Genomic DNA, 25,853 nt, shown 5'->3' on the forward strand with positions numbered 1-25,853 from the left:
ATCAGGCCGCGCCGATCATCTTGCGCAGAACATAGTGCAGGATGCCGCCGTGGAGGTAGTATTCCAGCTCGTTGGCGGTATCGATGCGACACAGAGCCTCGATGCGTTTCTCACCCTTGGGACTGGCGATGGTCACCTCGACCTTGCCGCCCGGTGTCAGCTCCGAGAGGCCGGCGATGGAGATGCGCTCGTCGCCGGTCAGACCCAGGGTCTCTCGGGTGTCGCCCTCGGTGAACTGCAGCGGTACCACGCCCATGCCGATCAGGTTGGAGCGGTGGATGCGCTCGAAGGATTCGGCCAGCACGGCACGCACGCCGAGCAGTCGAGTGCCCTTGGCGGCCCAGTCACGCGAGGAGCCGGTGCCGTACTCCTTGCCGGCGATGACCACCAGCGGCGTGCCTTCCTGCTGGTACTTCATGGCCGCGTCATAGATGGACATCTGTTCGCCGGATGGCACGTGGCGGGTCTCGCCGCCGACCACACCGTCGAGCATCTCGTTTTTGATGCGCACGTTGGCGAAGGTGCCGCGCATCATGATCTCGTGGTTACCGCGACGCGAGCCGTAGGAGTTGAAGTCCACTGGCTTGACGCCGCGCTCCTGGAGGTAACGACCGGCGGGGCTGTCGGGCTTGATGGCGCCGGCCGGCGAGATGTGGTCGGTGGTCACCGAGTCGCCGAGCAGGGCCAGGATGTGGGCCCCCTCGACATCCTCGGTGGCGGCGGGCTCACGCCCCATGCCTTCGAAGAAGGGCGGATGCTGGATGTAGGTTGAGTCATCGGACCACTGGTAGACCTGGCTCTCGGGTACGTCGATGGCCTTCCAGACGTCGTCGCCGTCGAAGACCTCGGCGTATTCCTTGCGGAACATCTCGGTCTTGACCTTCTCCACCGCCTCGGCGATCTCCGCCTGGCTGGGCCAGATGTCCTTGAGATATACCGGCTGGCCATCGTCGCCGGTGCCGAGCGGCTCGTTGGCGAGGTCCTTGCGCACGTTGCCGGCCAGGGCATAGGCCACCACCAGGGGAGGTGAGGCCAGCCAGTTGGTCTTGACCAGCGGATGTACCCGCCCCTCGAAGTTGCGGTTGCCCGACAGCACCGAAGCCACGGTCAGGTCGCCGGCCTCGACGGCTTTCTCGATGGCCTCCGGCAGCGGTCCGGAGTTGCCGATGCAGGTGGTGCAGCCATAGCCCACCAGGTTGAAGCCCAGTTCGTTCAGGTCATCCTGGACGCCGCCGGCGGCGAGGTAGTCGGTCACCACCTTGGAGCCGGGGGCCAGCGAGGTTTTGACCCAGGGCTTGGTCTTGAGGCCGCGTGCCAGGGCGTTACGCGCCAGTAGACCGGCAGCCATCATCACGCTGGGGTTGGAGGTGTTGGTGCAGGAGGTGATGGCAGCGATCACTACGGCGCCGGGGTCGAGCCGGAAAGCCTCGCCTTCCATGTCGACTTCCTGGCTGTCGTGATGCTCGTAGCTTTCCTCGACGCCCACGGCGGTCTGGCCGCCTTCGGAGAACAGGCGACCCTTCTCGGTGGCCGGCAACGGTTTGCCGTCCTCTTCCATCACCTTGGCAAAGGCCGTCGGCATGTCCTTGAGGGCGACGCGGTCCTGGGGGCGCTTGGGACCCGCCAGGCTGGACTCCACTTCGTCCATGTCGAGGTGCAGGGTGTCGCTGAAGATCGGCTCGTGGCCGGGTTCGCGCCACAGGCCCTGGGCCTTGCAGTAGGCTTCGACCAGCTCGACCTGGGCGTCCTCGCGGCCGGTCAGCCGGAGGTAATTGAGGGTTTCGTCGTCGACCGGGAAGAAGCCGCAGGTGGCGCCGTACTCGGGGGCCATGTTGGCGATGGTGGCGCGGTCGGCCAACGGCAGATCGGCGAGGCCGTCGCCGTAGAATTCGACGAACTTGCCTACCACGCCGCGCTCGCGCAGCATCTGGGTCACCGTCAGCACCAGGTCGGTGGCGGTGATGCCTTCGCGAAGCTTGCCGGTGAGCTTGAAGCCGACGACCTCGGGAATCAGCATCGAGACCGGCTGGCCGAGCATGGCGGCCTCGGCCTCAATGCCGCCCACGCCCCAGCCGAGCACGCCCAGGCCGTTGATCATGGTGGTGTGGGAATCGGTGCCCACCAAGGTGTCGGGATAGGCGAAGGTCTTGCCGTCTTCTTCCTTGGTCCACACCGTCTTGCCCAGGTACTCGAGGTTGACCTGGTGGCAGATGCCGGTACCCGGCGGTACCACCCGGAAGTTGTCGAAGGCCTGCTGACCCCAGCGCAGGAACTCGTAGCGCTCGCGGTTGCGCTCCATCTCGATGGCCACGTTGTCGCGAAACGCCGTGGGGTTGCCGAACTTGTCGACCATCACCGAGTGGTCGATGACCAGATCGACGGGCGACAGCGGGTTGATGCGCGAGGGATCCTCGCCGAGACCCTCGACGGCGGCACGCATGGAGGCGAGGTCGACCACGCCGGGCACGCCGGTAAAGTCCTGCATCAGGACCCGGGCCGGGCGGTAGCCGATTTCGCGGTCGGATGAGGCGTTCTGCTGCCAGTCGACCAGTGCCTGCATGTCTTCGCGGGCGACGCTGGGGTCGGAAGCGAAGCGCAACTGGTTCTCGAGCAGGATCTTGAGCGTCATCGGCAGGCGGTCGATGTTGCCAAGGGCTTCGGCGGCTTTCGGCAGGCTGTAATAGTGGTAGGTCGTGCCTGCGGCCTCGAAGGTCTGCAAGGTATCCGGTGTGGACTCGGTGCTCATTGCTATCCTCCTGTCACGGGGAGTGTCGAACCATCCTGGGTTCGTAGTCTTACATGGTCATGATAGAAGGGGTTTTCAACCATTGCGCCAGGGCGTTGGCCTTGAAACGGCGCCTGTCATCCCCATTTCCGTTGGATTGAATGTTGGTCGGAGGAGCCGTGCACGAGGACGCGCTGGAGAGCCGATCGGTTCGTTGTCCCTACTGCGACACGCCCTTTGCGTTGCTGGTCGATGCCTCCCAGGGGAGCCACGCGACCTGGGAGGATTGCCCGCGCTGCTGTGCCCCGATCCAGGTGCGTATCGAGGTGTCGTCGATCAGCGGGGACATCGTGTCGGTCACCCTGGGGCGCGACGATGATGTACTGTGAGGCGTGCCGATCTGGTGAATCCCTGTTGTGCACGGCACAATAGGTTGCGGCTATGCATGCCATAGCGTCGAGCCAATGGTTCGGCGGTCGTGGCTGGCCTAGTGTGATATCCCCTTTTTCATCATCGTTGACACTTCTACGACTGCAAGGAGCTCCAATGAGCGTACTGGTTGGACGTCAAGCGCCCGATTTCGAAGCCGCGGCTGTCCTCGGCAACGGCGAGATCGTCGAGAACTTCAAGCTTTCCGACAGCCACGGCAAGTTGCGCGTGCTGTTCTTCTGGCCGCTGGACTTTACCTTCGTCTGCCCCTCCGAGATCATCGCCCATGACAATCGTTTGGCGCAGTTCAAGGAGCTCGGTGTCGAGGTGATCGGCGTGTCCATCGATTCTCAGTTCACCCACCACGCCTGGCGCCGGACCTCTCCCGAGAAGGGTGGCATCGGTGAGGTTGGCTTCCCGATCGTGGCCGATGTCAAGCACGAGGTCACCAATGCCTACGGCATCGAGCATCCGGATGCCGGCGTGGCGATGCGTGCTTCCTTCCTGATCGACGAGAATGGCGTCGTCCAGCACCAGGTGGTCAACAACCTGCCGCTGGGCCGCAACGTCGACGAGATGCTGCGCATGGTCAAGGCGCTCAAGTTCCACCAGCAGCATGGCGAAGTCTGCCCGGCTGGCTGGGACGAAGGCCAGGAAGGCATGAAAGACACCGCCGAGGGGGTCGCCAAGTACCTGGGCAACCACGCCGAGGCGCTCTGAGCGCCGCAGGGCAAGTTCGGGGGCGGCGGTTGCCGCTCCCGGCAGCGGCCCGACCGTAGTGGCCTGCGCCATGCCGATGGTGCGTCGGCATCGCCCAGTCCGTTGCGTTACCCATTGCCAGAGTTGCGAGGTATCCCATGAGCGAAGCGCGCCACGAACGCCTGATCATTCTCGGGTCCGGGCCGGCCGGTTACACGGCCGCCGTCTATGCGGCCCGGGCCAACCTCAAGCCGTTGTTGATCACCGGCATCCAGGCCGGCGGCCAGTTGACGACCACCACCGATGTGGACAACTGGCCCGGTGATGATGCTGGGGTCCAGGGGCCTGAGCTGATGGAGCGGATGAAGCGGCATGCCGAACGTTTCGAGACCGAGGTGATGTTCGATCACATCCACGAGGTCGAGCTGAGGGAGCGCCCCTTCACGCTCAAGGGCGACAACGGCACCTATACCTGCGACGCGCTGATCATCTCCACGGGCGCCAGCGCCCGTTATCTGGGGCTGGAATCCGAGAGCCGCTTCATGGGGCAGGGCGTGTCGGCCTGCGCAACCTGTGACGGTTTCTTCTACCGCAATCAGGATGTCGTGGTGGTCGGTGGCGGCAATACCGCTGTCGAGGAGGCGCTGTATCTCTCCAACATCGCGTCGAAGGTGACCCTGGTGCACCGCCGTGACAGCCTGCGTGCCGAGAAGATCCTGCAGGACAAGCTGTTCGACAAGGTCGAGAACGGCAATATCGAGGTGATCTGGAACCATACCCTCGACGAAGTGCTCGGCGACAATACCGGTGTGACCGGGGCGCGGCTCAAGTCCACCGAGGACGGTAGCACCCGCGAGGTCGACGCTCCGGGCGTGTTCATCGCCATCGGCCACAGCCCCAACACCGGCATCTTCGAGGGGCAGCTGGACATGGCCGGCGGCTATATCAAGGTCCAGTCGGGGCTCGAGGGCAACGCTACCGCCACCAGCGTCCCCGGCGTCTTCGCCGCCGGCGACGTCATGGACCACGTCTATCGCCAGGCCGTGACCTCCGCGGGCAGTGGCTGCATGGCAGCCCTGGATGCCGAGCGGTATCTCGACGAAAGCTAGAAGCGTGTGGCTGACGCTGCCAGAAGAATGAAGACCGGCGCTGCGCGTCTGGAAGGGAGAAGACGACCCTGCCCCTAAGTCCTGGAGCTAACCTGTCTTTCTTCTTCCTTCTTGGGTCTCAATAATGCGGCGGTAGTTCGTCCTCGGGGCCAGGGAGCGCCATGTCGTTTTCCTGCAGGGCTTGTTGCTGGTCACGAATCTTGCGTTGCATCAGTTCGTTGAGTCGCTCGAGTTGGGCCAGGCGTTTTTCCTGCTGTGCCACGCTGCGGTCCAAGGTGTCCAGCCAGTCCTCCTGATAGGCGTATCGGCTTTCCAGGGCGGTCAGGCGTGCCTGGAGATCGGAAAGCGTGTCATCTTGCTTCATGATAGAATCCTTGTGCTGCATGCCACCGTTCATCGTGGCATCGGTCTCGGTTCGGGGGCGGTGCATCGCGCCGTGAAGTGCCTCGTTACCGCGTTATTCCTTCCTTTCTATTACGACAAAGAGAGCATCAGACGTTTATGAATCGAAAGGTCGTGTTGCGTTGCAGTCTCATCAGCCTGTTGCTGGCCGCGCCGTCACCGTTACTGGTGGCCTTGTTCGTTTATCTCGCCGGTGGCGCCATGTCCAGGGAGATAGCCGCCAGTCTCGAGATAGGGGGCGTGGGCATCGTCTATCTGGCCGTGGCTCTGGCGGTTTTCGTTCTTTTGCTGATCGCCACCCTGGCAGTCAATGCCCTGACGCCTCAGTTGGTCAACCTGGCCGAGGTCGAGGACGATGATCGCGAGATCGGCGAGGTCAAGTGGTTCAATGTCAACAAGGGGTACGGTTTCATCACTCGCGACAGTGGCGAGGACGTGTTCGTGCATTTTCGAGCCATTCGCGGCCGTGGGCATCGCACCCTGGCCGAGGGCCAGAAGGTGAAGTACCAGGTGTCGCGCAATGAGCGGGGCTTGCAGGCCGACGATGTCACCGTGATTACCTGAAAACCGGCCTGCACTTGATCATACTGTGTTGGAAGGTCGTCTCGAGATGCTCATTTAGCAGCTAGCAAACTCCGCTCTCTCGACGACCTTCCGCCTTGTCTGATCTTCGTTCGGCGCGGTTTGTCTTCCACCTGAACCAGCGTTGCTGAAAGAGGGGGAGAAATATCTTCCCTCTTTTTTGCTTTCTTTCCTTCCCCTTCTTCCCTCTTACTGCCCTGAATCCGGCCAGTCGATGGTCGCTTCCTGGCCATCGGGCAGGACCTGGAGGAAGCGGTCCGGATCGTCGCCGGGCTGCCAGCCGCCAAGGGAGCAGCGGACCTCGCAGCCAAGCTTGCTCGCCGCCTCGCGAGCGCAGTCGCTATCCGTCGTCCAGGGCGTGTCGGGGCTGTCGAACCACAGGCTGGCGAAGCCGTCGGCGGCCTTGACGACGAGCAGGATAGCGATGGCATGGCCGTCATGCTGGGCCTGTGTGCGCCAGCGGTGCTTGCCGGCCGAGGCCAGGGGCGGGGCGCCGAGGGCATGGCCCAGCCAGGCATTCAGTGCCTCGAGGTCGGCATTGGCCAGGTAAATCTCGATATCGGGATACGCTTCCATGACTACCTCCGGCTCAGGACCGTGATGCGCCGTTGATGAACAGGCGAGCGAGCACGGCCTCGTAGATCCGGCTCAGATCGTCGAGGTCGGCGGCCCTGACGCGTTCGTCTACCTTGTGGATGGTGGCGTTCAGGGGGCCCAGCTCGACCACCTGGCTGCCGAGGGTGGCGATGAAGCGACCATCCGAGGTGCCACCGGAGGTGGAAAGCTCGGGCCGACGTGACATGACGTCCTCGACGCTGGCCAGAGCGGCATCCACCAGCTCGCCCTCGGCGGTCAGGAAAGGTTCGCCGTTGAGGGTCCAGTCGATGTGGAAGTCCAGGCCGTGTGCCTCGAGGATGGCTTCGGTGCGCTGACGCAGCGCCTCGTGTGTGACCTCGGTGGAGTAGCGGAAGTTGAAGGTCGCTTCCACATCGCCGGGAATCACGTTGGTGGCTCCGGTGCCGGCGCGCAGGTTGGAGATCTGGAAGCTGGTGGCCGGGAAGAAGGCGTTGCCACCGTCCCAGTGCTCGCGCACCAGAGCGTCCAGCGCCGGTACGACTTGGTGGATGGGGTTGCGGGCCAGGTGAGGGTAGGCCACGTGGCCCTGGATACCACGAACATGCAGCACGCCGCCGAGCGAGCCGCGACGGCCGTTCTTGATGACGTCGCCCAACCACTCGGTGGAGGAGGGCTCGCCGACGATGCAGTAATCCAGGCGGTCGTGAGACTCGCGCAGGTGCTCGACCACCGCGCGGGTGCCATCCACGGCCGGGCCTTCCTCGTCGGAGGTGATCAGAAAGGCGATACGGCCGGGATGATCCGGGTGCTCGGTGACGAAGCGCTCCACGGCAGTGAGCATGGCGGCCAGGCTACCCTTCATGTCTGCCGCGCCACGTCCGCACAGCATGCCGTCGTCGTCGATGCGGGGCTCGAAGGGCGGATATTGCCAGTGTACCTCGGGGCCGCTGGGTACCACGTCGGTATGGCCGGCGAATGCCAGTACCGGGCCATGATGGCCGTGTACGGCCCAGAAGTTCTCGACATCGCCGAACGGCAGTCGCTCGATCTGGAAGCCGAGGCGAGCGAGTCGCTCGATCATCAGTGCCTGACATCCCTGATCATCGGGGGTGACGGAGGGACGTCGCATGAGCTCCATGGCGAGTTCGAGCGTGGGGGACAGGGTCTTGGCGGTCTCGGATGAGGTCATGCGGGATTCCGGCGGGCCGGCCCCGGGCGCGTCAGCGCCCGGGGAGCGACTCAGTTGTGGGCGTGTAGCGCTTCGTTCAGGGCGATGGCGCTCTTGTTGGTCAGGCACTCGATGCGGCCGTTCAGGGAGTTGCGACGCAGCAGCAGGTCGTCCTGGCCGGCCAGCTCGCGTGCCGCCACAGAGCGGACCTCCTTGCCCTGGTCGTCGAGCAGGGTGACCTTGGCGCCGGCGGTGATGTAGAGCCCGGCTTCGACCGTGCAGCGATCCCCCAGCGGGATGCCGATGCCGGCGTTGGCGCCGATCAGGCAACCTTCACCGACCTTGATGACGATGTTGCCGCCGCCGGACAGGGTGCCCATGGTGGAGCAGCCGCCGCCAAGGTCGGAGCCCTTGCCGACCACCACGCCGGCGGAGATCCGACCCTCGACCATGCCGGGACCTTCGGCACCGGCGTTGAAGTTGACGAAACCTTCGTGCATCACCGTGGTGCCTTCGCCGAGGTAGGCGCCGAGGCGCACCCGGGCGGTATCGCCGATGCGCACGCCACTGGGGACCACGTAGTCGGTCATCTTGGGGAACTTGTCGACGCAGTCCACCGAGAGGGTGCGCCCCTCGAGACGGGCCTTGAGACGCCGTGCCGGCAACTCCTCGATGTCGATAGGGCCTTCGTTGGTCCAGGCGATGTTGCGCAGCAGCCCGAACATCCCGGTCAGGTCGGTGCCATGTGGCTTGACCAGGCGATGAGAAAGCAGATGCAGCTTGAGATAGACCTCAGGCGCGCTCTGAGGCGCGTCGTCCTCGGCGATGAAGGTGGCGACCAACGGTCGTTGGCTGGCGGCCAGGGATTCGGCGAGCTCGGCCTGGGCCTCGTGGCCGGCGGCCTTGAATGCCTCGGCAAGCTCGGCGCAGTGTTCCGGCAGGAAACTGACAGCGGCGTTGCCGGCGGGGGCATCGAGCACCTTGGCGGCGGCTTCGACCAGGCTGGCATCGGGGTTCAGCAGGGGCGCCGGATAATAGATTTCCAGCCAGTCGCCCTGAGTGTTCTGGGTGCCGATTCCGAGTGCAAAGCTGAGCATGTGGGGTCCTCTCGAATGAAGAGGCGCCGGAGCGCCTTACAGATTGTCGTAGTCGCCATCGCGGAAGCCGACGAGAATATCGTCGCCGGTGTCCAGCAGCGGGCGCTTGAGCAGAGTGGGGTTGGCCAGCATCAACTCGCGGGCCTTGTTGGCATCGATGTCGGCCTTGTCGGCGTCGTCGAGCTGCCGCCAGGTGGTGCTGCGCTTGTTGAGCAGGGTCATGACCGGCACGTGCTCGAGGATGTGCTCGAGCAATGGGGCGGAAAGGCCATCCTCGCGCAGATCATGGGTCTGGAAGGGAATGCCCTTGCCTTCGAGAGCCTTGCGGGCGCGGCGGCAGGTATCGCAGTTCTTGATCATCATCAGCGTCATCATGGATTCGTCTCCCATCCGACGGTTTGTTCGATCAGGTGGCGCATGCGCTGCGCCGCTTGTGTGGTGGCGTCGAGGTCATCGACCAGGGCCAGGCGCACTCGACCGGCGCCAGGGTTGTGGCCGTCGGTGCCAGGCCGGCCCATGTAGCTGCCCGGCAGCACGCTGACGTGCTGCTCGGCATAGAGTGCTCGGGTGAAGGCTTCGTCATCGCCACCGGGCACCGCCGGCCAGAGATAGAAGCTGGCCTCAGGCGAGGGAAAGTCCATCACCGGAGCGAGGATCTCGGTGACGGCGGCGAACTTCTCCCGATAGGCATCGCGGTTGGCGCGAACGTGCGTCTCGTCGCGCCAGGCGGCGATGGAGGCGCGTTGCAGCGGCAGCGACATGGCACAGCCATGGTAGGTGCGATAGCGGCGGAAGGCCGAGATCAGATCGCTGTCGCCGGCCACGAACCCTGAGCGCAGTCCCGGCAGGTTGGAGCGCTTGGAGAGCGAATGGAAAACCAGGCAGCGCCGATAGTCATGGCGCCCGAGACGCGCGCAGGCCTGCAGAAGTCCTGGCGGCGGGGCGGATTCGTCCAGGTAGAGTTCCGAGTAGCACTCGTCGGCGGCGACGATGAAGTCATGTTCGTCCGCCAGCCGGATCAGGCGCTCGAGCTCCTCGAGCGGGGTCACCGCGCCGGTGGGATTGCCCGGCGAGCAGACGAAGACGATCTGTACCTCGCGCCATGTCTCGGCCGAGACGGCTTCCAGGTCCGGTCGGAAGTCGTGCTCGGCACGGCAGTCCAGGGTGAGCGTCGTGCCGCCGGCCAGCAGAGTGGCGCCCTCGTAGATCTGGTAGAAGGGATTGGGTACGGCGACCCGGGCTGGGCGTGTCCGGTCCAAGGCTGCCTGAACGAAGGCAAAGATCGCCTCCCGCGTGCCGTTGACCGGCAGTACCTGATGGTCGGGGTCGAGGGCGTCGAGCTCGAAACGCCGGCACGCCCAGTCGGCAATGGCCTCGCGTAGCTCGGCGAGGCCTCCGGTGGCCGGGTAGCTGGCCATCTCATGACGGTGATCGACGAGGGCTCGCAGTGCGCCATAGAAGGGGGCATGGCGAGGCTCTCCGATGGTCAGCGGGATAGGGGGAAGCGACTCGGGCGGTGCAATGCCGGCCTTGAGGGCGGCGAGTCGCTCGAACGGATAGGGCTGGAGCGCGTCGAGGTCGGGATTCATGAGTGTCCAGTCGGAGCCTTGATCGGCGTCGTTGTGTTGTTTCGCGTCGCGCGGGCAGGAGGTCGATTATAGGGAAGCCCCGGTAGGGCCTCAAACGCGCCGGTCAGCCTCGCACGTCGAGCACCTCGATCAGGCGCTCGCGCAGGCGACGCTGACGCTCGGGATCGGTGAGCGGCGCTCCGGCCTTGTCGGTGATGAAGAAGACGTCCTCGACGCGCTCGCCCAGGGTGGCGATCTTGGCCGCCGAGAGCGCGATGTCCTGCTCCATGAAAATACGACCGACGCGCGCCAGCAGCCCGGGGCGGTCCGGGGCGGTCAGCTCGAGCAGGGTGCGTTCGTTGGCCGGGTCCTGCCGGATGATGACCTCGGTGGGTACGCGAAAATGCTTGAGTTGCCTCGGTGTGTGTCGGGTGACGATCTGCGGGTAGTCGTCGGGATCGTCGAGCTCTTCCACCAGGTGGCGGCGAATTTCCTCCAGCCGGCCGGGCTCGCGAATGGCATGGCCATGATCGTCGAGGACGATGAAGGTGTTGAGGGTCCAGTTGTTGCTCGAGGTGGCGATGCGGGCGTCGTGGATCGACAGCCCCAGTTGTTCCATGGCCGCCGAGGTGGCAGCGAAAAGATCGTCCACCGAGCGGGTATGGATGAAGACCTTGGTGCCGCCTTCGGCCATGTCGGCAGTGGGAGCGCTGAGCAGGATCAGCGGCAGTTCGCTACCGTCGTGGGCGAGGATGCCCTGGGTCTGCCAGGCAATCTCGCTGGGGGCGTACTGCAGGAAGTAGTCCTCGCCCAGCGAGGCCCACAGACGGTCCACCCGCGCCATGTCGGCCCCGACCGTGGTCAGCAGGGAGTGGGCCTCGTCGCGTGTCTCACGCACCGAGTCGTCGCGTTCCATGGGGTTCTCGAGACCGCGACGCAGGGCGCGCCGGGTTTCGCCATGGAGCTGGCGAAGCAGGGAGGCGCGCCAGCCGTTCCACAGTGTCGGGTTGGTGGCATTGATGTCGGCCACCGTCAGCACGTAGAGGTAGTCGAGCCGTGTCTCGTCGCCGACGCTGCGGGCGAAGTCGCTGATGACTTCGGGATCGGTGATGTCGCGCTTCTGGGCCACCATGGACATCAGCAGGTGATTTTCGACCAGCCAGCTCACCAGGCGGGTATCGCGTTCCGAAAGGTCGTGCTCCCAGGCGAAGGCCTCGACGTCCCGGGCGCCGATCAGGGAATGGTCTCCGCCGCGTCCCTTGCCGATGTCGTGGAACAGGCCGGCGATCCACAGCAGGTCCAGTCGGGGCAGTTGCTGGACTAGGTCGGCGGCGACGGGGAAGTTCTCACGCGCCTCGGGCTTGCGGAAACCATGGATGCACTTCAGCAGTCGCAGGGTATGGGCGTCCACGGTGTAGATGTGGAAGAGATCGTGCTGCATCAGTCCGACCGCCTGCCCGAAGACCGGCAGGTACTTGCCGAGCACGCCGTAGCGGTTCATGCGCCGGAGCTGGCGGGCCACGTTGCCCCTGGAGCGCAGCAGCGCCATGAACAGGCGCTTGTGGTGAGGGTCGGCTCGGTAGCGGTCGTCGATCAGATGGCGATGATCGCGGATCAGGCGAATGGTGTCGGCGCGCACGCCCTCGATCTCGGGATGTTCGGCCATCAACAGGAAGAGCTCGAGCAGTGCCGAGGGAGATTCCTGAAACAGCGTCCGGGAGCGGGCCTGGATGTAGCCGCCCTTGATCTCGAAGCGCTCGTTGAGAGGCACGGTCTCGAGCGACTCGCCGCCACGCAGGATGGCTTCGTCGAAGTGCTGCAGCAGCATGTCGTTGAGCCTGGCGAGCGCGGTGACGTGCCGGTAGTAGCGTTTCATGAACTGTTCGACGGCCAGACGCTCCGGCGTATCGTGGTAGCCGAACATTTCAGCGATGGTGCGCTGGTGGTCGAACAGGAGCCGGTCCTCGGCGCGTCCGCTGAGCATGTGCAGTGCATAGCGCACCTGCCAGAGGAAGGCCTGGCCCTGGCTGAGAATGTGCAGTTCGGCATCGTTCATGAAGCCGTGGGCCACCAGATCTTCGTAGCGCTGGGTGGCGAAATGGCGCTTGGCCACCCAGCCGATCATCTGGATGTCGCGCAGCCCGCCCGGGGAGCTCTTGATGTTGGGCTCCAGGTGGTACTCGGAGTTGTTGAAGCGATAGTGGCGGCTGATCTGCTCCTGCCACTTGGCCTCGAAGAAATGGTCCGCCGGCCACAACCGTTCCGGCGACAGACGGTGCTGCATGGCCTCGCGCAGCCGTTCGGGGCCGGCCAGGGTGCGGGACTCGATCAGGTTGGTGATCACCGTGACATCGGCGGCGGCCTCGTGGGAGCAGTCCGAGAGCGAGCGCACGCTGTGGCCGATCTCCAGGCCAATGTCCCACAGGAAGGTGATGAAAGCGGTCAGGGGTTCGCGGTAGGGGGTGTCGTCGTCCCGTTCGAGCAGCAGCAGTAGGTCGATGTCCGAATGGGGATGCAGTTCGCCCCGGCCATAGCCGCCCACGGCCAGCAGGGCGATGCCGTCGTCGGGCCAGTCATGCTGCTCCCAGGCGATCGCCAGCAGGCGATCCAGGCAGTGGGCGCGCCCATGCACCAGGTCGCGAATGTCGGCGCCGGCGCGGAAGCGTTCGTCGAGCCGTGCCTGGATCTCGCCCAGCGCGGCCTTGAAGGGCGCGATGGGCGAGCGGCTGCCGCCGAGCTCGGTACGGAACTTCTCGATGTCGAACAGCGTCTCGTCGGGCTCGAAACGGTAGTGGTGGAGCAGCATGATGGCCGGCTCAGCGGTCGAGGAACGAGAGGTCTTCGTCGCGACGAGCGGTGAGGACCTCCACGCCGTTGGCGGTGACCAGCAGGGTGTGCTCCCACTGGGCGGTGAGTCCCTTGTCCTTGGTCACGGCGGTCCAGCCATCCCGGAGAACCTTGGTGCGATGATCGCCGACGTTGATCATCGGCTCGATGGTGAAACACATGCCTTCCGCGAGGGTGATATCCGCCTCGGGGGCATAGCCATCGTAGTGGAGGATCTGCGGCTCCTCATGGAAACCGGCACCGATGCCGTGCCCGCAGAAGTCGCGCACCACCGAATAGCCGTTGGCCTCGGCGTGCTGCTCGATGACCCGGGCGAGGGTCGAGAGCCGCACGCCCGGGCGAACCTCGGCGATGCTCTTGTACAGACACTCCTGGGTGACGCGCGACAGCCGCTCGCCCTGGATGGTCTCGCCGATGATGAACATCATGCTGGAATCGCCGTGATAGCCGTCGGCGGTCTTCACCGTGATGTCGATGTTCATGATGTCGCCTTTCTTCAGCTTCTTGGCGTCATCGGGGATGCCGTGGCAGACCACGTGATTGATCGAGGTACAGATCGACTTGGGAAAGCCATGGTAGTTCAACGGGGCAGGGGTGGAGCCCAGCTCGTTGACGATATAGTCGTGGCAACGCCGGTCGAGTTCGCCGGTGCTGACACCGGCCTGCACGTGAGGGGTGATCATTTCCAGCACACTGGCGGCCTGTCGGCCCGCCTCGCGCATCTTCTCGATCTCGTCGGGCGTCTTGATGGGTACGTTCATGGAAGCTCGGATTCAGGGGTGGCATCGCCGCCGATCAACGCGTCGGTCACGGTGGAGGCGCGTCGGCGACTTCATCTCGAAGGTAATCCATGGTATAAAGCTGCGCGCCTTCCTGCAATCGCCGATCCCGTTCGTCCCCAAGGTGTCGGGCGGAGGTACGGTCGGAAGGTGTGAATGCAAATGCAACGCCTTGAAAACACACATGCACCGGCACATGGTCCCGGGTGCCGTCGGCGCGACCGGCGGTCGGATCCATGGGGTGCATGGAGGCCTAACCCGATTTTTCAGGAGTCATCCATGGCACACGTCAATATGCGTGACCTGCTGAAGGCAGGCGCTCACTTCGGTCACCAGACCCGTTACTGGAACCCGAAGATGGGCAAGTACATCTTCGGCGCACGTAACAAGATTCACATCATCAACCTCGAGCATACCCTTCCGGCCCTGAACGAGGCCATCGATGTGGTCGAGAAGATGGCGGCCGCGAACAACAAGATCCTGTTCGTGGGCACCAAGCGCAGCGCCAGCAAGATCATCAAGGAAGAGGCCAATCGCGTCGGCCAGCCGTTCGTCAACCATCGCTGGCTGGGCGGCATGCTGACCAACTTCAAGACGATTCGTCAGTCCATCAAGCGCCTGCGCGAACTCGAGTCCATGCACGAGGATGGCACCTTCGAGAAGTTGACCAAGAAGGAAGTGCTGATGGCGACTCGCGAGCAGGACAAGCTCGAGCGTTCCATCGGTGGTATCAAGAACATGGGTGGTCTGCCCGATGCGCTGTTCGTGATCGACGTCGACCATGAGCGGATCGCCATCAACGAGGCGAACAAGCTGGGCATTCCGGTCATCGGCGTGGTGGATACCAACTCCGATCCGGATGGCGTCGACTACGTGATCCCGGGCAACGATGACTCCATCCGCGCCATTCAGATCTACGTCAAGGCCGTCGCCGACGCCTGCGCCCGTGCGAAGGAAGGTCGTCCCGACGAATTCGTCGAGGTCACCGAGGAAAGCGCTGGCGACGACGCCGCCGCTGCCGAGTGATCGAGGGCCCGGCAGGGCCGTGAATATCGCGCCGCTTGCCGGCGATCCGTCGCCGTGACGGTGCAAGGGGGCTCCGGCCCCCTTGCTTGCGCCCCGGGGCGGAAACGGGATGCGCCGGGCCTTGCCCGGCCCCCATCTTCCAGGTCGAACCATTCAGAGGACACTACCATGGCAGCTATCAGCGCCTCTCAGGTCAAGGAACTGCGCGAGCGTACCGGGCTCGGCATGATGGAGTGCAAGAAGGCACTCACCGAAGCCGGTGGCGACATCGACACCGCCATCGAGAACCTGCGCAAGAACTCCGGTCTCAAGGCCGCCAAGAAGGCTGGTCGTACCGCCGCCGAAGGCGCCATCGTCACCCGCGTCGCGGAAGACGGCAGCTATGGCGTGATGGTCGAGATCAACTCCGAGACCGACTTCGTGGCTCGTGACGACAACTTCACCGCGTTCGCCGACAAGGTGGCCGATGCCTTCTTCGCCGCCAAGAGCGAAGACGTCGCCGCCATCATGGAAGGTGAGCTGGAGGCTGATCGCGAGCAGCTGGTACAGAAGATCGGCGAGAACATCGGCGTGCGCCGCAGTGTGGTCGTCGAAGCGGCATCCCAGGGTGGCAGCCTGGTCGGCGCCTATGTCCATGGCGGCCGTATCGGCGTGCTGACCGTGCTCAACGGCGGCAATGACGAGACCGCCAAGGATGTGGCCATGCACGTCGCAGCACTCAACCCGGCCGTCGCACTTCCCGAGAATATGCCTCAGGAAAAGCTGGACGCCGAGAAAGCGATCATCCTGGCTCAGCCGGACATGGCCGGCAAGCCGGAGCAGATCGCCGAGAAGATGGTCCAGGGCCGTCTGAAGAAGTACCTGGCCGAGAACAGCTTGACCGAACAGGCCTTCGTCAAGGATCCGAACCAGACCGTCGCCGAGTATGTCAAGGCTGCCGGTGGCGAAGTGGTCAGCTTCACCCGTTTCGAGGTGGGCGAGGGCATCGAGAAGGAAGAAGTCGATTTTGCCCAGGAAGTGATGGAACAGGCCAAGCGTAGCTGAGGTCAGAGGTTCCAGCATGACGATGGCGTGCGCGATGGCGCACGCCATCGCGTATCCGGTCGGTGTATCCGGCCACCCACGTCCATTCGCCGAGTTCCGGGAGATCCACGCATGAGCAGTGCCGAGCAAACCGCTTCAGCCAAGTCCGACAAGCCCCGCGCCGACGTCTCGAAGTACAAGCGCATCCTGCTCAAGCTTTCCGGCGAGGCCCTGACCGGCGACGCCGAGTTCGGCATCGATCCCAAGGTGCTGGACCGCATGGCCCTGGAGATCGGGCAGCTGGTCGGTATCGGGGTTCAGGTCGGCATCGTGGTCGGCGGTGGTAACCTGTTCCGTGGCGCCGCCTTGCATGAAGCCGGCATGGAGCGTGTCACCGGCGACCACATGGGCATGCTGGCCACGGTCATGAATGCCCTGGCCATGCGTGATGCCCTCGAGCGCTCCAACATCCGTTCGCGCGTGATGTCGGCGATTCCCATGAGCGGTGTGGTGGAACATTATGATCGTCGGACGGCCATCCGCTACCTGACATCCGGCGATGTGGTGATCTTCTCCGCGGGAACGGGCAATCCCTTCTTCACCACCGATTCTGCGGCCTGTCTGCGCGGGATCGAGATCGATGCCGATGTCGTGGTCAAGGCCACCAAGGTGGACGGTGTCTACGACAAGGACCCGGTCCGGCACCCCGATGCGGTCAAGTACGAACAGCTTTCCTATGATGACGCGCTGGACCAGAAGCTCGGTGTCATGGATTTGACCGCCATCTGCCTGGTGCGGGACCATGACATGCCGGTTCGCGTGTTCAACATGAACAAGTCTGGGGCGCTGCTGAACCTGGTGGTGGGCGGCAGGGAAGGCACGCTGATTGATAGAGGGTGACATCGTGATTGACGATATCAAGAAGGATGCGGAAAGCCGCATGAAGAAGAGCCTCGACGCTCTTCACCACAACTTCAACAAGATCCGCACCGGTCGGGCTCACCCGAGCATCCTGGATGCGGTGACCGTTGAGTATTACGGCAGCCAGATGCCGATCAACCAGGTGGCATCGGTCAATGTCGAGGACGCCAGGACCCTGACCGTGGTTCCCTGGGAGCAGAGCATGGTGCCGAAGGTGGAAAAGGCCATCATGACGGCCGAGCTGGGCCTCAATCCGGCCAGCGCCGGCAACGTCATCCGGGTGCCGATGCCGATGCTCACCGAGGAAACCCGCAAGGGCTACATCAAGCAGGCGCGCCAGGAAGCCGAAAATGCTCGGGTGGCAGTGCGCAATGTGCGTCGCGATGCCAACCATGAGCTCAAGGCGATGCTCAAGGACAAGGAAATCACCGAGGACGATCAACGTCAGGGTGAGGACGAGATTCAGAAACTCACCGACAAGATCGTCGGAGAGATCGACAAGGCACTGGAGTCCAAGGAGCATGACCTGATGCAGGTCTGAGGGCGTGGCGGTGCCTTGCAAGGGCGCCGCCGCCACCGCACGCTTGTATTCCATTCGCCATGCGAGACATCATGACGTCACCGCAGTCCCTTCATCTCCCGCTCTCCGGGGACGCCCCCCTGCCACGTCACGTGGCCATCATCATGGACGGCAACAATCGCTGGGCCAAGGCGCATGGCCTGTCCGGCGTGCGTGGCCATCATGCCGGTGTCGAGGCCGTGCGCGCCGTCATCCGCCGAGCCGCCGAGCGGGGCGTGGGCACCCTGACGCTCTTTGCCTTCTCCAGCGAGAACTGGCGGCGGCCGGCCACCGAGGTCCAGGCTTTGATGGAGCTGTTCCTGATGGCGCTCAAGCGTGAAGTCAAGAAGCTTCACGAGCATGACATCCGCCTGTCGGTCATCGGGGAGCGCGAAGGATTCTCGTCGACGATCCAGAAGCATATCGAGGCGGCGGAGGCCTTGACCGCCGACAATACCGGACTGCACCTGGTGGTCGCCGCCAACTACGGCGGTCGCTGGGATGTCACGCGGGCCGCACGGCGGCTCGGGGAACGTGTCAGTGCCGGTGAGCTGGATCCGAGTCACATCGATGAGTCGGCCATGGAAACGGAGCTGTGCCTCGGCGATGCTCCGCCGGTGGATCTATGCATTCGCACCAGTGGCGAGTGTCGCATCTCCAACTTTCTGCTGTGGCAGATGGCCTACGCCGAACTCTATTTCACACCGGTGCTGTGGCCCGACTTCGGGGGCGAAGCCTTCGACGAGGCCCTGGCGGATTTCGCCGGTCGGCAGCGGCGCTTCGGCATGACCGATGAACAGGTCGAGGCGCAAGGTGCTTAGACAACGTGTCATCACCGCTGCCTGGCTGGCACCGCTGACCTTGGCGGGTCTGTTTGGCCTCGAGGGCATCGCCTTCGCGCTGTTCACGGCATTCGTGGTGCTGCTGGCCGGTTGGGAGTGGACCCGGCTGGCCGGCCTGACGTCGCTGCGCTGCCGTGGGCTGGCGATCGCCGGCCTGGGAGTTGCCCTCCTGTTGCTCGGCCTGGTGGGCGCCACCCATGCCGTCTGGCCGCTGTATCTCGGTGCCGCGGGTTGGCTGCTCAATCTCTACTGGGTGACGGGCTATCCGGCACGCCTGGCGCAGTGGCGTTCCACTGGCGTGCGGCTGGCGATGGGCGCCTGGGTGCTCCTGCCGACCTGGGTGGGCTTCAATGTGCTGCGCGAAAGCGGGGCGGTCTGGCTGCTGTTCGTGCTGCTCCTGGTCTGGGGCGCCGATATCGGTGCCTATTTCGTCGGGCGGGCGTTGGGGCGGCGTAAGCTGGCCCCGAGCGTCAGTCCCGGTAAATCCTGGGAAGGCGTGGCGGGTGGCGTGCTGGTCAGCTCGTTGCTGGCGGTGGCATTCGCCATCTGGCAGGGCCTGGGAGCGGTCGGCGGCCTGGGGCTGCTTGCCGTGACGATCATCGTGACCCTGGCTTCCGTGCTGGGCGATCTGCTGGAAAGCATGCTCAAGCGCCATCAGGGCCTGAAGGACTCCAGTCAGCTGTTGCCCGGCCATGGCGGTGTTCTGGATCGCATCGATAGCCTGACCGCTGCCGTGCCCTTGTTTGCCCTGCTGCACCTGGGAGTCTCCTGACCATGTCCAACGCCTCGCCGCTTGCCGTCACCGTGCTGGGGGCTACCGGTTCCATCGGGACCAGCACCCTCGATGTCATCGCCCGCCACCCGAGCCGCTATCGGATTCATGCACTGTCGGCGAACCGGGCCCGGCATCGTCTCCTGGAGCAGTGCAGGGCGCACCGGCCACGGCTGGCCGTGCTGGAACGGGAAGAGGACGCCGCCTGGTTGCGTGAACAGCTCGCCGACGCAAGGCTGGATACCGAGGTGCGCGCCGGTGCCGAGGCGCTGGTCGAGATCAGCGAGGCGCGCGAGGTCGATGTGGTGATGGCCGCCATTGTCGGGGCCGCCGGCCTGCTGCCGACCCTGGCGGCGGTGCGGGCCGGCAAGCGGGTCCTACTGGCCAACAAGGAAGCCTTGGTGATGTCGGGGGGGCTGTTCATGGAAGCGGTGGCCCGCTCCGGGGCCACCTTGTTGCCCATCGATTCCGAACACAATGCCATTTATCAGTGTCTACCCACCGAGCATCGCGGAGGGCTGGCGCAACATGGCGTCACGCAACTCCTGCTGACGGCCTCCGGTGGCCCTTTCCGCGGCTGGAGTGCGGCGCGACTGGCAGACGTGACGCCCGAGCAGGCCTGTGCCCATCCCAACTGGTCGATGGGACGCAAGATCTCGGTCGACAGCGCCACTCTGATGAACAAGGGGCTCGAGTTGATCGAGGCATGCTGGTTGTTCGACGCGCGCCCGGACCAGGTGCAGGTCGTGGTGCACCCGCAGAGCGTGATCCACTCCATGGCCGCCTACAACGACGGCTCGGTGATCGCCCAGTTGGGGAATCCCGACATGCGGACGCCGATCGCCCACGGGCTGGCCTGGCCGGAGCGCATCGAGTCCGGCGTGCAGGCACTGGACCTGTTCGACGTGGCGCGCCTCGACTTCGAGCGGCCCGATGAAGCGGCGTTTCCTTGCCTGCGTCTGGCCCGTGAGGCCATTGCTGCCGGCGGGACGGCGCCGGCGGTGCTCAATGCGGCCAATGAGGTTGCCGTCGAGGCCTTTCTCGATAGACAACTGGGCTTTGCCGGAATTGGCGAGCTGGTGGCGCGAGTTCGGGATATCTGCCCGGTGGAGCCGGCCAGTGAACTCGGTGGCATCCTCGAGGCTGATGAACGGGCGCGACGTGAAGCGCGGGAGTGGCTGGCATGCCGTTGATGCCACTGTCTGACCGCCTGACCGGTGCGTGCCCTTGTCATGTCGGTGGATTCCGGCGCCGGAAGGGCGCCGTCGGTAATCCGAGAGATCGGGATGATTGCCTGGGCTGCCAGGCTGACAGGAGACTGCCGTGGGCCTGATCCAGAATGTGCTGGCCGTGATCGTGGTGCTCGGCCTGCTGATCACTTTCCATGAATTCGGCCACTTCTGGGTCGCGCGCCGCTGTGGCGTCAAGGTACTGCGTTTTTCGGTCGGGTTCGGCAAGCCGTTGTGGTCGCGCTACGACCGTCATGGGACCGAATTCGCCGTGGCGGCGATTCCCCTGGGCGGCTATGTCAAGATGCTCGACGAGCGCGAGGGGCCGGTGCCACCCGAGGAGCGGCACCGTGCGTTCAATCACAAGAACGTCTGGCAGCGTATCGCCATCGTGGCTGCCGGCCCCTTGGCCAATTTTCTGCTGGCGCTGGTCGCCTACTGGGCGCTGTTCGTCGTTGGCACCACGACCGTGGTTCCGGTGATCGGCGAGGTGACGCCCGGCTCGCCGGCTGCCGAGGGCGGGCTTGCGACCGGCCAGGAGATCACAGCGATCGAAGGCGAGGCCGTGCGCTCCTGGGAAGAGGTCAACCTCGAGCTGGTCTCGGTGATCGGCGCCAGTGGCGACTTGACCGTCGCCACTCGGGATGAGGGTGACAGTGTCGCCCGCGAGCATCGCCTGCCCGTGCAGGATTGGCTGGTGCGCCAGGACCCGCCCCGTCCGCTGGAGACGCTGGGTATTGCGCCCTGGCGTCCCGAGGTGCCGGCGGTGATCGATCGCCTTGCCGATGGCGAACCGGCCGCTGAGGCCGGCCTGGCGAGCGGCGACAAGATCCTGTCGCTCGACGGCCAACCGGTGGATTCCTGGTCGCACTTCGTCGAGCAAGTGCAGGCCCGCCCTGGGGAGCGCCTCGACATCGAGGTGGCGCGCGATGGCGAGACGCTGACATTACCCCTGACACCGCGGGCCAGGGAGCAGGAGGATGGCACGCGCGTCGGTTATATCGGCGCCGGCGTGGCACCGGTCGCCTGGCCGGAGGAATATCGCCGTGATATCCGTTACGGCCCTCTGGCGGCATTGGGGCAGGCGGCGAATCGCACCGGCGACATGACGCTGTTGACCCTGGATGCCATCCGCAAGATGCTGGTGGGACTCATCTCTCCCTCCAATCTTTCCGGTCCCATCACCATCGCGCGTATCGCTGGCGACTCGGCGCGTTCCGGGATGGAAAGTTTCGTCAGCTTCCTGGCCTATCTGTCGATCAGCCTGGGAGTACTCAACCTGTTGCCCATTCCGGTGCTGGATGGTGGGCATCTGCTCTACTACATCGTCGAGGTGGTACGTGGCCGGCCCGTCTCCGAACGTGCACAGGCCCTCGGTCTGCGGATCGGATTGGCCCTGGTCGGGACCCTGATGCTGATGGCGCTGTATTTCGACCTGATGCGGCTCTGGTAAAACCGCGCTGCGGCTTGTCAGTTGCCCGTACAAATGTATAAGGTGCCTGTCTGGACAGGTAGGCAGATCAACGCGAGCGAATGACTGCATGAAGATCAAGACCATCGGAATGGCGGCGCTGCTGCTTGCCGGTGCCAATACGGCACAGGCCGAATCCTTTGAAGTTTCCGACATCCGGGTGGAAGGCCTGCAGCGGGTCTCGGCCGCTTCGGTGTTCAATGCCTTTCCTGTCAGCGCCCGGGAGCGGGTCGATGACCGCGAGCTGGCGGAGGCAGCGCGCGACCTGTTCGCGACCGGGCTCTTCGACGACATTCACCTGGCACGCGAAGGCGATGTGCTGATCATCCAGGTGGAAGAGCGGCCGACCATCTCCCGCCTCAACATCGAGGGCAACCAGCAGATCCAGGACGAGGACCTGCGGAATGGGTTGAGTCAGGCCGGGCTGGTCGAAGGCCAGGTCCTGCAGCTTTCCACTCTCGAGGAGATCCAGCGTGAGCTGGCCGGGCTCTATCAGTCCCAGGGGCGCTACAACGCCACCATCGATACCGAGGTCGAGCAGGTCGGCGCGGGGCAGGTGCAGGTCAACATCGACATCGATGAGGGCGATGTGACCAAGATCCGCCAGATCAATATCGTCGGCAACGAAGCCTTCGACGACGAGACGCTGCGCGATGTCTTCGAGCTGGAGGATCAGCCCGGCTGGTTCTTCGGCTGGTTCACCAACGATTCCTATTCCCGTGAGGCATTGTCCGGGGACCTGGAACGTCTGCGTTCCTTCTACATGGATCGTGGCTACGTCAACTTCGACATCGATTCCACCCAGGTCTCCGTGGCGCCGGACAAGTCGCGGATCTTCATCACCATCAACGTCAATGAAGGCAAACGGTACCGAGTGGGCGACGTTCGCTTCGCCGGGGACTTGCGCATCCCCGAGGACGAGGCGCGGGAGTTGCTTCAGATCCAGAGCGGCGAGGTCTTCTCGCGCAGCGATGCCATTGCCTCTTCCGAGGCGATCCGCTCGCGGCTGGGGGCCGAAGGCTTCGCCTTCGCCAATGTCGACAGCATTCCCGAAGTCAGCAACGACGGTGAGACGGTGGACCTGACCTTCCAGGTGGAGCCGGGACGTCGTGCCTATGTGCGACGCATCGAGTTCGTCGGCAACACCACCACCCAGGACGAGGTGCTGCGTCGGGAAATGATCCAGATGGAGGGGGCGCCGGCCTCCACCGAGTCGATCAGCCAGTCCCGCCAGCGTCTGGAGCGTCTGGGCTTCTTCAAGCAGGTCGAGGTGCAGACCGAGCCGGTGCCGGGCGCCAATGACCAGTTGGATGTCACCTACGAGGTCGAGGAGCAGCCTTCCGGCTCGATCTCCGCAAGCCTCGGCTTCTCCCAGAGCGCCGGGGTGATCTACGGTGCCTCGCTGTCCCAGAACAACTTCCTGGGGACCGGTAATCGCGTGAATATCGGTGCGCAGAAGAGTGACACCTACACCAACGTCAACTTCGGCTTCACCGACCCCTACTGGACCCTCGACGGCATCTCGCGCGGTTACAATCTGTACTACCGCGAGACCGATTATGAAGATTCCGACATCTCGACCTACTCGACGGATGCGCTGGGGGCCGGCATCAACTTCGGCTACCCGATCAACGAGCTGACCCGCCTCAACTTCGGGGCGACCGTCGAGGACCTCACGGTCAAGACCTACCGGGATACGCCTTCCGAGATCGAACGCTATGTCCAGGATGAGGGCGATCATGCCCAGGCGTTGAAGCTGTCCGCGAGTTGGACACGCAACGAGCTCAACCGGGGCATCATGCCCACCGCGGGCAACTATCAGCGTCTGTCGCTGGAGGCGTCGGCGCCGGGCAGCGATGCCGAGTACTACAAGGCACGGGCCCAGGCGCGCCACTTCTTCCCGCTCAACGAGGAGCAGACCTGGTCGCTCAAGTTCCGTGGCGAGGTCGGCTACGCCGATACTCTGGGAGGCGACGACCCTTATCCGTTCTACGAGAACTATCTGGCCGGTGGCCTGGGGTCGGTGCGTGGTTTCACCACCAATACGCTGGGCACGGCGACCACGGAGCGCAATCAGGGCGATGACAAGACGCTCGGCGGGAACGTGCTGGTCGAGGGCAGTGCCGAACTCATCTTCCCCATGCCCTTCGTCGATGACAAGCGTTCGGTACAGCCGTCGGTCTTCGTGGATGCCGGTAACACCTTCCTCACCGAGTGCTACCCGGTTCTGGAGGGAGACAGCTCCCAGTGTGATTCCGGCGTCGATCTTGGCGAGCTGCGTTACAGTGTCGGTGTCGGTGTCTCCTGGTTGACGCCAGTGGGGCCGCTGACCTTCAGCCTGGCCGAGCCGATCAACGACAAGAGCGGCGACGATACCCAGTTCTTCCAGTTCTCGCTGGGTCAGACCTTCTGATCCCCGAGGCACGACACAAGGAGTCGATGACATGCGCAAGCTGACTGCTGCTCTGTGCCTCGGGGCGATGGGGATCTTCGGATCCCTGCAGGTCCAGGCCGCCGATGTGGCCATGCTCGATTGGCAAAAGGCGCTGCTCGAGACCGATGCCGCCCAGCGTGCGATGAATCAGTTCCGCAACGGCATTCATGCCAAGCAGCAGGAAGCCGAGTCGCTGGGGCAATCCCTGCAGGCGATGCAGCAGAAGTTCCAGGATGGCGGGCAACCGAGCCCGGAAGAGCAACAGGCATTTCGGGACAAGGGGCAGCGTTTCGAGCAACTGCGCCAGGAAATCCTCCAGGCGCGCCAGGAGGCGGAACAGCGCTTCATGGAGGGCGCCAAGCCCAAGCTCGACCGGGCCATTCAACAAGTCATCGATCGTCACGATGTCCAAGTACTGGTGGCTCCGCAGGGGGTGGTGCATGCCGAGGGCGACCTCCCCGACCTCACCGGTGAGGTAACCGAGCTACTCAACTCGCTCAACTGACCGGGCCCAGCCTGCCAGAACCGGAATTCCATGAACCAAGACGCCCACTCCCTGACACTCACCGAGATTGCCGCACGCCTTGGAGCTGAGCTCCGAGGCGACGGTACCCAGCGGGTGAGTGGCCTGGCAACGTTGCGTGATGCCGGGCCGGAGCACATCACTTTCCTGGCCAATCGGGCCTATCTCAAGGATCTGGCGGACACTCGGGCCGCTGCCGTACTGCTTCATCCCAGCCATGCGGCAACCTGTCCGGTGGCCAGCCTGACGCTGGACAATCCCTATCTCGGCTATGCCGAGCTGTCACGGCTGTTCGACCCGCTGGCCAACCGCGAGTCGGGTGGCGTGCATCCCACGGCGGTGGTCGCCGAAACCGCCCGACTGGGCAAGGGGGTGAGCATTGGTCCCCAGGCGGTCATCGAGTCCGGCGTGAGCCTCGGTGACGGGGTGATCGTCGGGCCAGGGTGCGTGATCGGCGCCGATACTCGAGTCGGCGCCCATTCCCGGTTGCATGCCAATGTCACGCTCTATCACGGAGTGATCGTCGGCGCACGGGCCATACTGCACAGCGGCTGCGTGATCGGAGGTGATGGGTTCGGCTTCGCTCACGATGGCCGGGAATGGCACAAGATCGCCCAACTGGGCGGTGTGGTGCTCGGCGATGATGTCGAGATCGGCAGCTGTTCGAGTATCGACCGAGGTGCTCTCGGCGATACCGTGATCGGCGACGACGTCAAGATTGATAGTCAGGTGCAGATCGCGCACAACGTGCAGATCGGCGAGCACAGTGCCCTGGCCGGTTGCGTCGGCATCGCCGGCTCCACGCGAGTCGGACGTCACTGCATGCTGGGGGGCGGCGTCGGGCTGTCGGGCCACCTGACGATCTGTGACGGCGTACAGGTTACCGGCATGAGCCTGGTCACCAATTCCATCCATGAGCCGGGGATCTATTCCTCGGGTACCGGTGCGATGGACAACGCTCAGTGGCGGCGCAACGCCGTGCGCTTCAAGCAACTGGACGATATCGCGCGACGCTTGAGCCGCCTGGAAAAAGCCGGGCGTGACGCTTGAGGCCGTGTTGCGGGGCGGTATA

The 25,853-nt window shown here is 64.3% G+C and carries 24 protein-coding genes; 15 read left to right on the plus strand and 9 right to left on the minus strand.

Annotation, left to right across the window (positions count from 1 at the left end; genetic code table 11):
* Nucleotide 1: 1 nt before the first annotated feature.
* Nucleotides 2-2,746 carry an aconitate hydratase AcnA gene (acnA, locus tag A9O65_RS10610; RefSeq protein ID WP_064699663.1) on the minus strand — a complete coding sequence of 915 codons (2,745 nt, stop codon included), beginning with the start codon at nt 2,744-2,746 and terminating at the stop codon, nt 2-4.
* Nucleotides 2,747-2,904: 158 nt separating this feature from the next.
* On the opposite strand from acnA, the gene A9O65_RS10615 reads away from it, so the two are divergent.
* The 3 genes from A9O65_RS10615 (at nt 2,905) to trxB (ending at nt 4,962) form a co-directional block, all read left to right on the plus strand.
* A complete protein-coding gene (locus tag A9O65_RS10615; protein WP_064699793.1) occupies nt 2,905-3,114 on the plus strand; it encodes a zinc ribbon domain-containing protein in 210 nt (69 codons plus the stop codon).
* 157 nt (nt 3,115-3,271) lie between these two features.
* A complete protein-coding gene (locus tag A9O65_RS10620) occupies nt 3,272-3,874 on the plus strand; it encodes a peroxiredoxin (protein WP_064702107.1) in 603 nt (200 codons plus the stop codon).
* A gap of 137 nt (nt 3,875-4,011) precedes the next feature.
* Nucleotides 4,012-4,962, plus strand: a complete 951-nt coding sequence (trxB, locus tag A9O65_RS10625) for a thioredoxin-disulfide reductase (RefSeq protein ID WP_064699661.1) — start codon at nt 4,012-4,014, stop codon at nt 4,960-4,962.
* Between the two features lie 118 nt (nt 4,963-5,080).
* Here trxB and A9O65_RS10630 read toward each other — a convergent pair whose 3' ends face one another.
* Nucleotides 5,081-5,326, minus strand: coding sequence for a SlyX family protein (locus tag A9O65_RS10630; protein WP_064699792.1), 246 nt, complete (start codon nt 5,324-5,326; stop codon nt 5,081-5,083).
* Between the two features lie 137 nt (nt 5,327-5,463).
* On the opposite strand from A9O65_RS10630, the gene A9O65_RS17535 reads away from it, so the two are divergent.
* Entirely contained in the window at nt 5,464-5,928 is a 465-nt protein-coding gene (locus tag A9O65_RS17535; RefSeq protein WP_064699660.1) for a cold-shock protein, read from the plus strand.
* Between the two features lie 207 nt (nt 5,929-6,135).
* Here the strand turns inward: A9O65_RS17535 and A9O65_RS10640 are convergent, their stop codons facing one another.
* The 7 genes from A9O65_RS10640 to map form a co-directional block, all read right to left on the minus strand.
* Nucleotides 6,136-6,522: a hypothetical protein gene (locus tag A9O65_RS10640; protein ID WP_064699659.1), complete on the minus strand. Its 387-nt coding sequence runs from the start codon at nt 6,520-6,522 to the stop codon at nt 6,136-6,138.
* A gap of 13 nt (nt 6,523-6,535) precedes the next feature.
* Nucleotides 6,536-7,711: a succinyl-diaminopimelate desuccinylase gene (dapE, locus tag A9O65_RS10645; protein ID WP_064702108.1), complete on the minus strand. Its 1,176-nt coding sequence runs from the start codon at nt 7,709-7,711 to the stop codon at nt 6,536-6,538.
* 50 nt (nt 7,712-7,761) lie between these two features.
* A complete protein-coding gene (gene dapD, locus A9O65_RS10650) occupies nt 7,762-8,787 on the minus strand; it encodes a 2,3,4,5-tetrahydropyridine-2,6-dicarboxylate N-succinyltransferase (RefSeq protein ID WP_064699657.1) in 1,026 nt (341 codons plus the stop codon).
* Nucleotides 8,788-8,823: 36 nt separating this feature from the next.
* Nucleotides 8,824-9,162 carry a Spx/MgsR family RNA polymerase-binding regulatory protein gene (locus tag A9O65_RS10655; protein ID WP_064699656.1) on the minus strand — a complete coding sequence of 113 codons (339 nt, stop codon included), beginning with the start codon at nt 9,160-9,162 and terminating at the stop codon, nt 8,824-8,826.
* Nucleotides 9,159-10,376 (minus strand): succinyldiaminopimelate transaminase, encoded by a 1,218-nt coding sequence (dapC, locus tag A9O65_RS10660; protein WP_064702109.1) that lies wholly within the window; start codon nt 10,374-10,376, stop codon nt 9,159-9,161. Before dapC ends, A9O65_RS10655 begins: the two co-directional genes overlap by 4 nt.
* A gap of 103 nt (nt 10,377-10,479) precedes the next feature.
* Nucleotides 10,480-13,161, minus strand: a complete 2,682-nt coding sequence (locus A9O65_RS10665) for a [protein-PII] uridylyltransferase (RefSeq protein WP_064702110.1) — start codon at nt 13,159-13,161, stop codon at nt 10,480-10,482.
* Nucleotides 13,162-13,171: 10 nt separating this feature from the next.
* On the minus strand, nt 13,172-13,963 hold the full coding sequence (gene map, locus A9O65_RS10670) for a type I methionyl aminopeptidase (RefSeq protein ID WP_064699653.1): 792 nt from the start codon (nt 13,961-13,963) through the stop codon (nt 13,172-13,174).
* 297 nt (nt 13,964-14,260) lie between these two features.
* Here map and rpsB point away from each other — a divergent pair, with 297 nt between their 5' ends.
* The 11 genes from rpsB (at nt 14,261) to lpxD (ending at nt 25,831) form a co-directional block, all read left to right on the plus strand.
* On the plus strand, nt 14,261-15,007 hold the full coding sequence (gene rpsB / locus A9O65_RS10675; protein ID WP_064699652.1) for a 30S ribosomal protein S2: 747 nt from the start codon (nt 14,261-14,263) through the stop codon (nt 15,005-15,007).
* 168 nt (nt 15,008-15,175) lie between these two features.
* Nucleotides 15,176-16,051, plus strand: coding sequence for a translation elongation factor Ts (gene tsf / locus A9O65_RS10680; protein WP_064702111.1), 876 nt, complete (start codon nt 15,176-15,178; stop codon nt 16,049-16,051).
* 111 nt (nt 16,052-16,162) lie between these two features.
* Entirely contained in the window at nt 16,163-16,930 is a 768-nt protein-coding gene (pyrH, locus tag A9O65_RS10685) for a UMP kinase (protein WP_064699650.1), read from the plus strand.
* A 4-nt stretch (nt 16,931-16,934) separates the two neighbouring features.
* Nucleotides 16,935-17,492, plus strand: coding sequence for a ribosome recycling factor (frr, locus tag A9O65_RS10690; RefSeq protein WP_064699791.1), 558 nt, complete (start codon nt 16,935-16,937; stop codon nt 17,490-17,492).
* A 71-nt stretch (nt 17,493-17,563) separates the two neighbouring features.
* Nucleotides 17,564-18,331 carry a polyprenyl diphosphate synthase gene (gene uppS / locus A9O65_RS10695; protein ID WP_244534431.1) on the plus strand — a complete coding sequence of 256 codons (768 nt, stop codon included), beginning with the start codon at nt 17,564-17,566 and terminating at the stop codon, nt 18,329-18,331.
* On the plus strand, nt 18,324-19,124 hold the full coding sequence (locus A9O65_RS10700; protein ID WP_064699648.1) for a phosphatidate cytidylyltransferase: 801 nt from the start codon (nt 18,324-18,326) through the stop codon (nt 19,122-19,124). The genes uppS and A9O65_RS10700 overlap by 8 nt, the downstream gene beginning before the upstream one ends.
* Before the next feature lie 2 nt (nt 19,125-19,126).
* Nucleotides 19,127-20,317, plus strand: a complete 1,191-nt coding sequence (ispC, locus tag A9O65_RS10705; protein ID WP_064702112.1) for a 1-deoxy-D-xylulose-5-phosphate reductoisomerase — start codon at nt 19,127-19,129, stop codon at nt 20,315-20,317.
* Nucleotides 20,318-20,447: 130 nt separating this feature from the next.
* Nucleotides 20,448-21,806, plus strand: a complete 1,359-nt coding sequence (rseP, locus tag A9O65_RS10710) for a sigma E protease regulator RseP (RefSeq protein ID WP_064702113.1) — start codon at nt 20,448-20,450, stop codon at nt 21,804-21,806.
* A gap of 88 nt (nt 21,807-21,894) precedes the next feature.
* Complete coding sequence (gene bamA / locus A9O65_RS10715) at nt 21,895-24,237, plus strand: outer membrane protein assembly factor BamA (RefSeq protein WP_367888816.1); 2,343 nt, start codon at nt 21,895-21,897, stop codon at nt 24,235-24,237.
* A 31-nt stretch (nt 24,238-24,268) separates the two neighbouring features.
* Nucleotides 24,269-24,763, plus strand: coding sequence for an OmpH/Skp family outer membrane protein (locus A9O65_RS10720; RefSeq protein ID WP_064699645.1), 495 nt, complete (start codon nt 24,269-24,271; stop codon nt 24,761-24,763).
* A 30-nt stretch (nt 24,764-24,793) separates the two neighbouring features.
* Nucleotides 24,794-25,831, plus strand: a complete 1,038-nt coding sequence (gene lpxD, locus A9O65_RS10725; protein ID WP_064702114.1) for a UDP-3-O-(3-hydroxymyristoyl)glucosamine N-acyltransferase — start codon at nt 24,794-24,796, stop codon at nt 25,829-25,831.
* Nucleotides 25,832-25,853 lie beyond the last annotated feature (22 nt).

The sequence above is a fragment of the Halomonas caseinilytica genome, assembly GCF_001662305.1.
Taxonomy (GTDB): Bacteria; Pseudomonadota; Gammaproteobacteria; order Pseudomonadales; family Halomonadaceae; genus Halomonas; species Halomonas caseinilytica.

What these genes read in the sequence shown, in the direction of transcription:
- acnA (WP_064699663.1), bottom strand. Translation starts at nt 2,746, where the DNA reads ATGAGCACCGAGTCCACACCGGATACCTTGCAGACCTTCGAGGCCGCA.
- A9O65_RS10620 (WP_064702107.1), top strand. Translation starts at nt 3,272, where the DNA reads ATGAGCGTACTGGTTGGACGTCAAGCGCCCGATTTCGAAGCCGCGGCT.
- trxB (WP_064699661.1), top strand. Translation starts at nt 4,012, where the DNA reads ATGAGCGAAGCGCGCCACGAACGCCTGATCATTCTCGGGTCCGGGCCG.
- A9O65_RS10630 (WP_064699792.1), bottom strand. Translation starts at nt 5,326, where the DNA reads ATGAAGCAAGATGACACGCTTTCCGATCTCCAGGCACGCCTGACCGCC.
- A9O65_RS17535 (WP_064699660.1), top strand. Translation starts at nt 5,464, where the DNA reads ATGAATCGAAAGGTCGTGTTGCGTTGCAGTCTCATCAGCCTGTTGCTG.
- A9O65_RS10640 (WP_064699659.1), bottom strand. Translation starts at nt 6,522, where the DNA reads ATGGAAGCGTATCCCGATATCGAGATTTACCTGGCCAATGCCGACCTC.
- dapE (WP_064702108.1), bottom strand. Translation starts at nt 7,711, where the DNA reads ATGACCTCATCCGAGACCGCCAAGACCCTGTCCCCCACGCTCGAACTC.
- dapD (WP_064699657.1), bottom strand. Translation starts at nt 8,787, where the DNA reads ATGCTCAGCTTTGCACTCGGAATCGGCACCCAGAACACTCAGGGCGAC.
- A9O65_RS10655 (WP_064699656.1), bottom strand. Translation starts at nt 9,162, where the DNA reads ATGATGACGCTGATGATGATCAAGAACTGCGATACCTGCCGCCGCGCC.
- dapC (WP_064702109.1), bottom strand. Translation starts at nt 10,376, where the DNA reads ATGAATCCCGACCTCGACGCGCTCCAGCCCTATCCGTTCGAGCGACTC.
- A9O65_RS10665 (WP_064702110.1), bottom strand. Translation starts at nt 13,161, where the DNA reads ATGCTGCTCCACCACTACCGTTTCGAGCCCGACGAGACGCTGTTCGAC.
- map (WP_064699653.1), bottom strand. Translation starts at nt 13,963, where the DNA reads ATGAACGTACCCATCAAGACGCCCGACGAGATCGAGAAGATGCGCGAG.
- rpsB (WP_064699652.1), top strand. Translation starts at nt 14,261, where the DNA reads ATGGCACACGTCAATATGCGTGACCTGCTGAAGGCAGGCGCTCACTTC.
- tsf (WP_064702111.1), top strand. Translation starts at nt 15,176, where the DNA reads ATGGCAGCTATCAGCGCCTCTCAGGTCAAGGAACTGCGCGAGCGTACC.
- pyrH (WP_064699650.1), top strand. Translation starts at nt 16,163, where the DNA reads ATGAGCAGTGCCGAGCAAACCGCTTCAGCCAAGTCCGACAAGCCCCGC.
- uppS (WP_244534431.1), top strand. Translation starts at nt 17,564, where the DNA reads ATGACGTCACCGCAGTCCCTTCATCTCCCGCTCTCCGGGGACGCCCCC.
- ispC (WP_064702112.1), top strand. Translation starts at nt 19,127, where the DNA reads ATGTCCAACGCCTCGCCGCTTGCCGTCACCGTGCTGGGGGCTACCGGT.
- bamA (WP_367888816.1), top strand. Translation starts at nt 21,895, where the DNA reads ATGAAGATCAAGACCATCGGAATGGCGGCGCTGCTGCTTGCCGGTGCC.
- A9O65_RS10720 (WP_064699645.1), top strand. Translation starts at nt 24,269, where the DNA reads ATGCGCAAGCTGACTGCTGCTCTGTGCCTCGGGGCGATGGGGATCTTC.
- lpxD (WP_064702114.1), top strand. Translation starts at nt 24,794, where the DNA reads ATGAACCAAGACGCCCACTCCCTGACACTCACCGAGATTGCCGCACGC.